This window comes from Nonomuraea basaltis (assembly GCF_005893125.1).
Classification (GTDB): domain Bacteria; phylum Actinomycetota; class Actinomycetes; order Streptosporangiales; family Streptosporangiaceae; genus Nonomuraea; species Nonomuraea basaltis.
In genome coordinates this window covers 1-12,575 of sequence record NZ_VCJS01000035.1, presented here as the reverse complement: position 1 = coordinate 12,575, position 12,575 = coordinate 1, and the positions used below count along the sequence as shown (strand labels likewise).

Sequence of the window (12,575 nt, the reverse complement as noted above, 5' to 3'; positions counted from 1 at the left end):
GCTATGCCTCTTCCTGGCCGCCAGCGGCCGCGTTGTTGTCGGGGAGCGCGTCGGCGTACGTGGCGGCCCACACGACCGCCAGCGTCCGCTCATCCAGGTTGCGCGGGTCGTACGGGCACACGCCGAGCGGCGCGCCGAGCCCCGCCGCGAGCTTGGCGGAGCGGCGCGCGTCGGCCAGCTCCTCACTGGTGGGCGTCCGCCCCTGGCCGGTCGTCATCAGCCGAAGTCCCTTCCGTTGCCCGCAGTCTGCCGTCGTTCTTGTGCCTGCCTGCGGTCGCGGGAGTCTCCGAGCCACTGGGCGCGCCACTCTTCGTAGGTCATCCTGCCTCCGTTCGGCAGCGCTGCCCACCACCGCTGGAGTTCCTCCGACGCGTACGCGTACGCGTGGTCGGCGTTGCCGCCCCACAGCTTCTTCGGATCCACGCCGGCCTTCCGGCCGAGCGGCGACAGCATGTAGCCGTTAGTCGCCTTCTCGGCTTCGAGGGCCTGCTCGTACACCCACTGCTTATACATGCGGCGTACCACCTGCTCGCGCCGCTCCCCGCGGCCGCGCTCAGCGTCGATGATCGCGATCCGCTCCTGCCTGTCCATCTCTTCCACCGACAGGCCGTACACCTCGGCGTAGGCTTCGCGCGGATCCCAGTTCTGGGCGATCAACTCGTCTACCCGCACCTCCTCCGGGGTGCGCTCGTCCTCCGGCTCCCGCTGCCGGTGGCGGTCGTCAAGCTCGGCGAAGATCCGCCGCACCAGCGCCGCAGACCATGGGTCGGAGTGGTAGAGCGGCTGGTGCCGCTCAAGCAGTTCGCCGAGCTGCTCGTCACTCATGCCCGCCAGGTCGAGGTTCGCGTACGGGTCGGCGCCGATGTCGCGCCGCCGGTCGCGTTCCTCCAGTTCGGCGCTGATCTGGTCGAGCAGTCCAGTCACCGCCGGGTCGAGCCCGTACCGGCCCAGGTTGCGGCCGTACAGCGCGGCGAGGTCGTCGGTGTCCATGGACAGTAGGTCGGACGCGGCCAGGTCGCCGAGCTCGTCGCCGCGGCGGCGGCGTTCGGCCTCGCGCGCTTCGGTTTCGGCGATCACCCGGTCCTGCAACGCCGTCCGGTCGGGGTCGTCGCCGTAGCCGTCCCACCCGGCGAGCAGCATCGACTCCAGTTCCGCGTCCGACAGTTCGGTCAGGTCGATCTCGTCGCGGCCGGTGCGCCGTTGCTCGCGCTCGTCGAGCACCGCCCGCAGCCTGGCCACCGCCTGCGGGTCGTCGATGCGGGCCAGCAGCGCCCGCAACTGCTCGTCCGACAAGGCGAGCAGGTTGATGCCGTCGAGCGGGTCGCGCCGCTCCGCCCCCTCCTCGCGACGGCTGCCGCCCTGCGGGCCCGTGGCGTCGGTGGCCAGGAGGGAGAGCACGCCGAGACCCCAGTGCCGCAGGTCGTCGTCGGCGTAGTCGCCGTGCCCTGCCAGCGACTCCAGCACGTTCGCGAAAACCTCCTGGGTGCCGTCGCCGTTGACGCGGCCGGTGCGGGCGTCGGGGAAGTCGCCAGGGTAGATCTCGAACGGGCGGCCGCGGTCCTCGCCGAACATGGGCTCCGGCCGGACGCGGTCGCCGATGTCGCCGTGGCTGGTGCGGTCCCACAGCATTGCTTGCCCTGCTGCGTGCAGGCCGGGCACGGTCGCCTCCAGGTGGTGGCCCAGCTCGTGCGCCGCCACCGTGGCCTTCGTCACCCCGCCGGGCTGCGCGGACGGCACCGGGACGCGGCCGGGCTGCCCCTCCCGGATCGCCGGCGCGATCTCCGTGTTGTCGTCGGTGGGCAGGCTGATGCGGGTGGAGCCGTCCGCCCGCACGTGCACGTGCTGGCCAGGCCCGGTCACCACCTCGGCGGGGCCCGCCTCCCGCGCGGCCGCCAGCCAGTCGGCGGGCAGTACCTCCTCCACGTAGCGCAGCGCAGCGGCGTTCGACCCCGCCCTGCCCGTGAGCGTGCGGCCGTTCCGGTCGGTGTAGTCGAGCCCGGTACCGCCAACCTGCCGCACCTCGGCGAGGGTGGCGGCGAGCGCTTCCCGGCGGGCCTCGGCGAGCATGCGCCGCAGTTCCTGCTCACGCACCGCGGCCGCATGCCAGCGCGCGGCCGCGTCGTCCCGCTGCTCCAGCAGCGCCGCGTCGGGAGTGCCGCCGCCGCGGCGGACTCGGGTGATCTCCGCGTCCAGGTCGTCGGCCGCCTTCCACGCCTGCCCGCGCTCACGCTGCACCGCGGCGAGCTCCGCGCCGAGCGCCGCATCTCGGCTGGCCAGGTGCTGCCGGAATCGGACGTCCAGGTCGGCGCCCGCCGCGCGCAGCACGGCAAGCTGCCGCATCGCCTCCGGGCCGGGGCCGTCGTCGTCGGCCACGTCGGGCGCCCACAGCACCGCCTGCCGGACTGCGGGCACGCGCCCGGCTTCGAGGTCCTCCAACGTCGTCGGCTCGAACACGGTGCGCATCACGGGCTGGCGGCCCAGGTTGACCAGGTCATCCGGGAGTTGGGCCCGGTAGGCGGCCAGGCGGACCGGCAGGTCGGCGTCCTGCGGCATGTCGGGCATGCGCGGCGCGGGCTGCTCGGGCGCGCCGCTGATGCGGTCGCGCAGCCGCGCGAGGGAAACGCCGGCGGGCAGCACGCCGGGCGCGGGCGGGTGGTCCCGGTACGCGGCCGCGACGCGAGACAGAGCGCGGGGCCACGTCTCGCTGCCGAGCAGGGCCGCCTCCTCCAGCGCTGCGCGGATACGGGCGGTGGCGCGGGCCTTGACCGCGCCGGTGACGGCGCTGGTGGCCGGGGCCATGGCGGCGGTCTGGGTGTCGTCGCGGGCGCCGAGGCGGAACGCGAGCGTCGCCGCCGACGTGTCGTCCATGGCGTCGATCCGGTCGAGCCGCTCCAGCGCCGCGGCGAGCGCTTCCTCCCGCCCCGCGCCCGCGGGCAGGCCGCGCAGCGCTTCCGCGATGTCGGTCGCCGCCCACCGGGAACGGGACGTCTCCAGGTCGGCGAGGAAAGCCGTGAACTCCCGCTCGCGGCTGATCCGCTCCCGCTCGCGTCGTACGGCGGCGATCCGGGCGGCCGCGTTGTCGTCGGCCGGGATGAGCCGCATCACCGAGGGGTCGATGTAGTCGTCGGGCCGGTCGGGGTCGTCGAACACCGACACGGACCGCTGCTCGCCGCTGTCGGCCATCATCGACACGGTGACGCCCTCGGGCACGTCGTCGGTCGCAGGGTGCCTCGTGATCGCGACGATGGTGCCGGTCGCCATCGACACCGTGGCGCGGTCGCCCACCTTCAGATCGCGCCAGTCGATGTACTCGGCCGTCTCCGGCGCCATCACCGAGTCGTATGGCTGCCCGCCGGTGGCGGGCCCGCGCTCCAGCCGCTCCACCGAGGGCCAGCCCCGATCGGTGACAGTGATCGTCTGCTGCTCGTCGTCGCCGTCCAGGACCGTCATCTCGTACAGGCGCAGTTCGGCGAACTCGCCGCCGCGCCGCTCCACGGACAGAACCTCGCCCACGACCGGGTCGGTGAAGTCATTGCCGTCCCAGCGGATGACGTCGCCGACGCCGATCCGGTCAGCGGTGACGTGCTCGCGCGTGAACTGCGGCGGCGCGGGCTGATCCTCGGGGAGGTCCGGCATCAGCCACAGGTCCACCCCGTCCGGCAGGACCCGCTGCTCCACGCTGCCGTCCTCCATGCGGACATGCACCGTGTTGAGCCCGAACCCTCGCACGGGGCGGGTCGCCGTGACCGTGCCGATCCGGACCGTGCCGTCCTCTCCGGGCAGGGCGATCACGTCACCCATGCCCAGGTTGCGGGCGTAGGCCCGTTCCGGACCTGGCCGGCCGGGGTCGTGCGGCGGCGGCGGGAACCCCTCCAGGCGGGCGTTCGCGGCGTCGATCCACCCTGCGGTGCGGGCGAGCGCCCGCCGGCGCGGCGCAGGCGCGTTCTCGTCGGTGGCCAGCGTGCGCAGGTGCGCGGCCAGGGCCTGCATCTGCCCGGCGGACAACTCCCGCCGGGCGCGCAGCCTCGCCATGGCTTGCACCACCTCCGGCGTAGCGCCCGAACTGGTGGCGTCCAGGTTGAGGTCCAGGAGACGGCGCCGCTGGTCAGTCCGGAGCCGCACCCTGCCAGTGGGCGTCCCGCCCGGCAGTTCCACGGCGGTGACTCGCTCCGGCTCTGCCGGCGGCGCGGCCGGGGCCGCGGGGTCGAGGGCCGGGGTGCCGGTGATGCGGTTGAGCAGGAGCCGCTCGTCGAGCTCCATCTCCGACAGTCGGCCGTCCTGGTCGCGCACGTCGAACCGGGCGCGGCCGCCGTCAACCTCCGGCACGGAGGCGACCTGCATGGGGACGTCGTCGATGAGCACCCACTCGCCCACGGCCAAGCCGGACGCTTCGACCTCGTCCGCCTGGGCGCCGTCCTGCGCGGGCGCAAGCTTGACGGGGCGATCAGCGGTGATGAGGTGCCGCTCCCGCCGGTCGTCGTCGCCGCGCACGAGCGCCGACACCAGGCCGTCGTTGAGCTGCTCCACCCGCACCACGGCCACGTCACCGGTCGGGCCCGTGATCCGGTCGCCCTCCCGCAGGCCCGCGCCGGGCACCTGCTCCGGCGCCGGGGCGGGCTCGCTGTCGTCGAGCCGCAGCACGCGGCGCGGCACCGAGAACCGCATCCCGGACGGCGCCGGCACGCTGGTGCCGTCCGCCCGGGTGATGGTGACGTCGTCGAGCACCACGGACGGCATGCCGGGCTGGCGACGCGAGATCTTGCCCGCCACAGTGACCTTGTCGAACCGGCCGATGCCGAGCCCTTCCCGGGCCAACGCGGCGGGCAGGGTCGGCCCGGCGGCGTCGAACTGAATCCGATCGCCGGTCTGGGCGTTGGCTTGCGGGATCCACTCGCCGCCCTCGGTCTCGGCCGGGGTGCCACGGGTGACGAGCGCGTCCGGGCGGCGGCTGATCCGGGTGCCGTCGTCGAACACGAACATGAGGCGGCCGCTGTCCGCCTGCTGAATGTCGGCGACACGGCGGTTGTCCCGCTCGGGCTCGCCCAACCTGGCCGGGCCCGCCGGGTTCGCGTACGCGCTCTCACCCTCGCGTAGCGCGCCCGCACCGGGGCCAGCCACCCGCCAGCGCGCCTCCGCGAGCGTGTCGCCCACGCGGATCTCGTCGGCGTACGCCTGCCCCTCCGGAGCACCCTCCCGAGACGGCTCAGCATCCGGCTCAGGCCCACGCTCGGCGGCAGCCCGCAGCGCCTCCCAGCCAGGGGCAGGCTGGTCGGCCAGCCACCTGCGGTGCAACGTTTCGGCCAGCCCGATGAGCCGCAGCGCCTCCTCGACGTTGCCGTCCACCGATGCCGCCTGCGCCTCGGCCAGGTGCCGGTCACGGTTTTCCGCGACCATCTGCTGGTGCGCGCGAGCGATCTCCTCGCGCGACGCGCGGTTCCACGCCCGCCCGAGCACATCGGACACCTGGAGGATTCGCTGCCCCTCAGCAGCGGCTCGGTCAGCGTCGGGCGCGCCAGCCACCGCACGGTCCAGCGCGGCTCTCAGATCCTCGCGCGCACCGTGAACGCCGCTCATGGGCAGCTTGTCCAGCTCCGCCGTCAGCGTGTCCACAGCCTCGCGGACGGCAGCTTCCCCGTCCGTGGAGAACACGCCTGCGGCCGGCGCGAGTTCCTCCCGCGAAGCCTCGCGCAGCCGCGGTGTGGACTCATCGCGGATCACCCCGTACGAGGCGACCGTCTGGTTGAAGTTGCCCGACTCGGTGGCGATGTAGCGGCCGCCCGTACTGGTCTCGTACCGCATCACGACGCCGCCATCGGGGCGAAACTCGATGTGCTCCACCGTCTGCGGGCTGCTCCACTCCAGCACGTAGCCAGCGCGGATCCGCCTCGGCACGCGTACGGCGTCCTCCGGCTGGATTTCGCTCCACCCGGCAGGCTCGTACCCCTCCGGTATGGCCCTGCGGGCGTGCGCGGCCGGCGAGTCGTCAGTGTCGTCCAGGTGCTGCTGCCATACCGCGTCCGCCTGGCCGTCGCGCTCCGGCTTGCGCATCACCTGCGCTCGCTCGCCGGACACGATCGCGATGTCCGTGGTGCCGTCCATGCGGACGTACCGGATGATCGAGCCGTCGTCGCCGAACGGCTGCACTTGGCTCACCAGGACGGGCTGCGACCAGTACTCCAGCGCGGTGGTTCCGGCGAGGTGGCGCAGCATGTCGCCGGGCTGCAACTCCGAGCTCGGCGTGCGCGTGTACCCCTCGGCCTCGATCTCCCGTATCCGGGCGTCGCGGGCAGCCTCCCTGCGTGCGTCGTGCGCCGCGAACTCCGCCCGCGTTTCGACAGCCCACGCAACCTTCTCTGCGGCCGCCTTCCTGGTAGCCTCCGGCACCGGGATGTAGTTCTCGTCACCGACGACGCGCCAGTACCAGGAGGTGCGGCCGCGCTTGACGACGTCGCCGAGCACCTCGCCCTCACGCACGATGTCCACGCCACCGCTGGCGTTGCGCCGGTAGGTCAGCGGAGACGACGGGGTGCCGTCCGCGGCCGGGGGCTGTGCGGCCTCGCTGATCGTGTTGCGGATCATGCTGAGCCGCGGGTCGCCCGGGGCGAGCTGCTCGGCCTCGTCCAGCAGCCGGGACGCCTGGTCGATGTCGCCGGCGTCGTACGCCTCGCGCGCCTGCCTGGCCAGCGCGGTCACCTGCTGGCGGCCAGCGGCGCGTTCCCGTACGGCCTGATCGCTCTCGGACTCCGCGGTACGGTTCTCGGCCGGGTCAGGCTGCGAGGTCGCCTCGGCCTGGCTCTCTGGCGTGGGCTGCTCGGGTTCAGGCTGGTACGCGCCGAACTGCTCCTGCGCCTGTCGAGCCCGCTCCCGGGCGGTGTCGCCATCCGGCCCCTGGGCGCGGCCCACGGCCTTGGCGTAGTGCGTCAGGTAGGCGGCGGCGCCTTCCCGTTCGCGGGCGGTGGATCCGTCGAGCGCTTCAGCGTCGCCGTCCATGAGCCGCCGCGCCCGGTCGCGGCCGGCCAGAAGCTCCGGATCCACGTCCCGCTCGCTGAACGCACGCCCCAGGGAGGCCATCATCGTGGCGAGTGACGGCCCCGTTGCCCCTTCCGGATGCAGTGGTGAGGCGTCGGCAAGCGCGTGTGCGGCTATGAGCCCCTGGTCGGCGAAGTCCGGGCCTTCGTCGGTGACGTGCTGGTTGAACCTGGTGGCGTCGGTACGGACCCGCCCCGGCACCTTCCTGTAGCTGGCCAACGCGGCATCGGCGTTGGCGTCCGTCAGGCCAATCCGTTCGGCGCCATGCCGGATGTTGCCCTCGGTGATCTCACCCGTGCCGTCCCACGGTTGCCGCGCCTCCTGCGCCTCCCGCTCGGCGCGCACGGCGGCACGGTGCTCCTCCATCATCGCCTGCTCACGCGCGATGACGGGTGCCAGCCGGGCGTCACGGTGAGCACGAGCGTCGTCGGGGAGATAGCGCAGGATGGAGGATCGTTCCCGCACGCGAGCACGGACCACCTTGCCGTCCACGCGGCGAACCTCGATCTCCTTCATCGGCGTCGGCTGTGGGGCCCGCGGATTGGTGATGCCTCCGTCGCGGATGGCCTCGACGGTCCCCCCGTAGATGTCCCAGCGAGGGATGTCTACGACGTCGCCGCGCTCCAGCGGCCCGTCCCCGTTCGCGCTCCTGTCGAGCCGCCCCAGCCCGCGGTTGGGCGGGTCGCTCTCGTAGGCCAGGTAGCGGTCAAGCGCCTCCTGGGCTTCTTCTGGAGTGGCGAAGTTGACTCCGGAACGAACTCCGTCTGCCTCCCAGGCGTGACCCCAGCGCACGCCCCGCACGACACGGCCTTGAGGCGCTGGGGCGGCCGTTGCCTCAGCCGGTAACTGCTCGTCGCCCGCGTTGCCCTCTGGCTGATCGCTGCTGGGCTCCTCTCCCGCATTGCGTGCTACGGACTCATCAACCGCCGTGGCTAGCGCGGGCTGGCCGTCCTCGTCCTCCAGCTCCATAAAGATGTCGCGGTTGCCGTCCTTGTCGGTCCCCATGTCCGCGAACAGGCCCTCCTGGGGCCGGATCTGCGGAGTGACGGGGGCGCCGTCAGCGCGGTGGTTCGCCGGCTCGTCGGCAGGCTGCCAGTCGCCGAGCTCCTCCTCCGGCAGAGTGCGCCGGTCACCGCGGATCGTGGTGACCTCGGCCTCAACGCCGGTGAGGGTGTCCTGGATCTGCTCGACGCGGACCGGGTCCTGGAACGCGGGCGTGCTGATCCACTGCCGGGCGCGCAGTTCGGGCCGCTCCCCGCCGCTCTCGGCCGGGGCGGCTGGGGTGTCGATGACCTCGACGTCGGCCGCGTGGGCGTTGACCTGGCTGCCGGAGTCGAGCCGCACGAGGAGCGCGCCGTCCTCGCGGGTCTTGGCCACCGTGCCTTCGGCGCCGTTCGACAGCCGTACGCGCGAGTCCACCGCAGGCAGCTCGGCCGGTGGCGCGGCTTCCGGCTTTGCGGAGGCTTCTGCCTCGTCGATCGCCTTCACCTGGTCGCGGATCTCGCGCGCGATCCGGTCGGCCTGCTCCTGGTCGTTCACCCGCTCGGCTTCGACCAGCCGGGCGAAGTCCTCGTCCGGCACTATGCGGGCCATCGCGTCGTCGGTCGTGTACATCGTCCAGTGGCGGTTGACGTTGTCCACGAAGGAGACGGCCCAGCCCGAACCGGGCTTGGTGTCGGCGTCCTCGGGCGGGCCCGCCGGCGACACCCCGGAGATGCGGCCCAGGTTGCTGGTGCTATCGCCGAACTGGTCCCAGCCGTGCACGTACGCGAGCTGGCCGGACCTGAGCTCCGAGACGGGGACGCGGGTGTCCTGCCCGGACGGCGTGAACTCCTGCACGTCCTTGGAAGGCTTGGCAGCGCGCTGCGGCCGCGGCCGGTCCGCCGGATTGCCGGACGGCTTCTTCCCGTCGGGGGCAGCGGTGACGGTCAGGTAGTTGCGGTGGATGGCGAGCTTGCGCCCATCCGCGGTGTGCACCTCGAGCCGGCCGCCGCCCAGGTTGCGGGCTACGGTGCCGGTGCCGCCGCCCCAGATGGAGACGGACGCGCCGGTCTCGATCCAGCGGCCTTTCCGGTCGCGCGGCTGTTCGGGATCGAACGCGTTGCGCAGGCGTCGGGCCTTGGCCTCCAAGTCGGCTGTGTAGGTGACTCCGCCGATGGTCCACGTGCGCTGGTTGGTCACCGTGCCCCCTGCTCTGCCCCGTGCTTGTGTGCAGGGCAGGGAACACGGCGGAACGGGCTAGTGTCCCGGTCCGTCGATCACGTCAGCGCGGTCAGGCGGCCGCGAACAGGTCGAGCTGGTCGTCCTGGCCGGGGTGGGCGGCTGCGGCCTGCTTGGCGGGCCTGGAGGCGCGCTGGTGGGCGGCGCGGGCTGGGGTGGGGAACAGGTCGAGCTGGTCGGGTTGGCCGATCTCGCGCTTGGCCTCGGCGGCGACCGCCTCGACATGGTTTCTCCAGTTGAGGGCGAACACCTGGCAGTTCGCCTCGCTCTTGTGGCGGGTGGAGCCGCACTGGGTGGGGGTGCGGCGCCCGGCGTACGACCAAGCCATGCTGTCGGCCGTCACCAGGTATCGGCCGTAGCGGCGGAGCCCGGCGAGCTTGACGCCGAACCCGTGCAAGGGCAGATCCAACCCTGCGAGGGTGCGGAAGATGTCGCCGATCTCCGCGGAGCCTTGCCGACGGCACACGGAGCCGACGCCGACGAGCTCGTAATCCTCGGCCAGGCGGACGCCGTACTCCTCGTAGAGGGCGACACAGGCCAGGTAGTCGTCCACGGTCCAACCCTGAATCACGGGCATAACGGGGCATTCGGCGTCGCTGACCTGCGGCCACAGCTCCGTGAGTAGGAGGAAGTTCTCGACGGTGCGGCGCTGGTGCTCGGCCACGGTGAGCCCGGTCTTGGCGAGCATCCACGGCTCGCACATCCAGTCCTGCGGCGCGGCCCAATCTAGCTCGATGACCTCGTCGTAGCGGGCCAGCGCGGCGACGTACTCCTCGGGAGTCGTGACGAACTGGTGGTGTAGGGACAGCTCGGTGAACGCGCCGGAGTCGATGGCGACGTGACGGCGGCGGGCGCGGCGGGTGGGGACTGGCCAGTCATAGAAGGTGGGCAGCGTCTTGTACTTGCGGAGCACACGGTGGGAGAGGAACAGGGACACGCCAGGCGGGGCGGTGGCGATCCAGTTGGCGCGGTGGGTGCCGAGATAGAAGTGCAGGTTCCGCGCATCATCGCAGATCACGAGGTTCCCTCCTTTCAGGCATGCGTGAGTCGGGGCGGCACCGGAAGGGTGCCGCCCGGGTAGTCGAGCGTCAGGAGTCGGACCGGTGGGGTGCCCGCCGCTCGGGCGTCGGCCACCGTGTGGGAGGGGTCAGGCTGCGCTCTGGACGTCGAACCGCGTCACCTCGACGGCGAGCTGCTCGTCCGGCAGGAGCTGGTCCTTGAACAGGTCCACCCACTGCTCGGCCTGCTCGTCCGTGGCGGTGTCCTGGTCGTACGGGTGGTCTTCGAGGAAGTCGAAGTAGCGGTGCGGGATGTACGGCGCGTCGCCGTCCGTGATGAGGCCGTGCAGCGTCTCGGCGGCCCGCTTGTAGGCCAGGCCCGACGTGTCGGTGACGTGCTGGAAGCGCCGCCCGTCGTTCCAGACGACGGTGGCGAGGTAGACGTGCGCGGGGGCGCCGGTCATGGAGTTCCTTCCGGTGAGGGCTTCCCGCCCGCCGCTCGGGCGGGAAGCATCGGGTGGGGTCAGACGAAGGAGAGTTGGGAGGGCCCCTTCAGGGCTTCCTCCCACGCTTCGGCGAAGGTCTTGTTGGTCTTGTCGATGGCGAGCGCCGGGCCGGTGACGAACGCCTGTTCCGGGCACGGGTAGTAGATGTTGCGTTCGTGCAGCCACACCCGCTGGTGGCGGCCGATCTCGTAGCGGGCGCCGGGCGGCAGGTGGTGGTTGGCCATGTAGTCGAGCAGGCCGACTATGTCGGCGCGGTCCCCGGTGGCGATCCGGGTCATGGAACGGGCGGCGTTGGCGGGCTTCATCATGTCGTCGGCTTTGGCGCGGAACGCCCGCCGCACGTCGTAGATGGCCCACGGCATGCAGTTGAGGTGCTCCTGGAATTCAGCGAGCAGTTCTGGGCCGCCCTCGACGTCGAGCAGCGCGTCGTAGAGCTGGCGCCCGCCGATCAGCCCCTGGCGGGGGTTGGCGGCGACGGACAGGTACTCCATCGTCAGCGGCTTGAACGCCTCGTACGGGGAGGCGACGTAGCGGGGGAGGGTGCGGGCGAGCCCGGCCGTGCTCGCTAGGGCGTACGGGCACTGCACGCAGGCGCTCTTGATCCATTTGACCTGAAATTTCTTCCACAGCAGTTGCTCGCAGAAGTCGCGGTCCCAGCCCCACCCCGTCAGCGGATAGGCGGGAATCCGGCCGGGCAGCCCGAGCGGCATGTCGCGCATCATGCGGCCGAGCTCGTTGACCTCGAACCCGATGACGTGGACGAACGGCTCGCCGCCGGTGATGTCGGCGATGAGCGTGTCCAAACTCCAGCCCTTAGCCTTCAAAGAGCACTTGCGGATGCCGCCGGTCTGGGGGACCGTCGCGACCTCGAAGTTCTCATCCGACAGCCGGTAGGCGCCCTGGATGTAGCAGGTGGTGGGCTGCGTGGTGTCGTCGAGAATGACGATGCCGTCCCGCTGGCTGTTGCTGGCGCGCGCGACCTGGATGGTGCGGATGCCGTGTGCGCGCAGCAGCGGGAAGATGAACATCTCGATCAGCCAGCCGGTCTCCAACCACTCATCGCCCGTCTGGGCGATGACGACGATCAAGTCCTTCAGGTCGAAGGTGCGGGAGTCCGGGTTGTCGAGCCACTCGACGAGGATCGCGGCGCTGTCCACGCCCATCCCGAAGCCGAACACGACCTTCACGGCCGAACCTCGACCTGCTCGACCGTGATGAGCGGGTACCAGACCTCTTCGTCGAAGCGGTCCACCCACTCCTTGGCTTGCTCGGGCGTAGCCGTGTCGGGGTCGTAGGGGTATTCGGTGACGAAGTCGTCGTACGCCTCCCGGGCGTCGTCTTCGAGGAACTGCCTGGCCTCCTGGAGGAGGTAGCGGGCGGTGCGCGCGTACGCGGTCGGCTCATCGGGGGCAGCCATGATCACGGTCTCGTGGAAGCTGAGCGATCCCCAGTCCAGGTGGATGACGTGCACGCGCGTGTTGCTGGTCATGCGGGGTGTTTCCTTCCGGGAGGTTCCGTGCGCCGCCCGCCGCTCGGACGGCACACGGAACCTGAAGAGATGAGCTAACGTCTCGCCCCGATGCAGGGCGAGACGGGGTGAAGTGGGGTCAGTCCCGGTTCTCGTCGAGGGCGTGGACCATGTCGAACGCCTCGTCCTCGGTGAACAGGAACTCGTCGCCGGGGTAACCCTGGGCGGTGCGACACGAGGTCGCAGGTTGTGAGTGGGCTTACCAAATGGAGGTTCGGTTGATATCGAAGGTGTAGTCCCTGGTCAGTGTCCGTGAGACCTGTTCCCGCCTTGGCATGCGTCGCTGGTAACGGC

General features: G+C 71.7%; 6 protein-coding genes. All 6 read right to left on the bottom strand.

Features of this window, described 5'->3' with window-relative positions; translation table 11 throughout:
* Nucleotide 1 precedes the first annotated feature (1 nt).
* A complete protein-coding gene (locus EJK15_RS18605) occupies nt 2–217 on the bottom strand; it encodes a hypothetical protein (protein ID WP_138711716.1) in 216 nt (71 codons plus the stop codon).
* A complete protein-coding gene (locus EJK15_RS18600) occupies nt 217–9,210 on the bottom strand; it encodes a hypothetical protein (RefSeq protein ID WP_138711715.1) in 8,994 nt (2,997 codons plus the stop codon). Before EJK15_RS18600 ends, EJK15_RS18605 begins: the two co-directional genes overlap by 1 nt.
* A 91-nt stretch (nt 9,211–9,301) precedes the next feature.
* A complete protein-coding gene (locus tag EJK15_RS18595; RefSeq protein ID WP_206060946.1) occupies nt 9,302–10,267 on the bottom strand; it encodes a deazapurine DNA modification protein DpdA family protein in 966 nt (321 codons plus the stop codon).
* Nucleotides 10,268–10,396: 129 nt separating this feature from the next.
* Nucleotides 10,397–10,711, bottom strand: coding sequence for a hypothetical protein (locus EJK15_RS18590; protein ID WP_138711714.1), 315 nt, complete (start codon nt 10,709–10,711; stop codon nt 10,397–10,399).
* Nucleotides 10,712–10,770: 59 nt separating this feature from the next.
* The gene (locus EJK15_RS18585; RefSeq protein ID WP_138711713.1) at nt 10,771–11,940 is read right to left on the bottom strand and encodes a hypothetical protein; all 1,170 of its coding nucleotides are present in this window, start codon (nt 11,938–11,940) and stop codon (nt 10,771–10,773) included.
* The gene (locus tag EJK15_RS18580; protein WP_138711712.1) at nt 11,937–12,242 is read right to left on the bottom strand and encodes a hypothetical protein; all 306 of its coding nucleotides are present in this window, start codon (nt 12,240–12,242) and stop codon (nt 11,937–11,939) included. The genes EJK15_RS18585 and EJK15_RS18580 overlap by 4 nt, the downstream gene beginning before the upstream one ends.
* Nucleotides 12,243–12,575 lie beyond the last annotated feature (333 nt).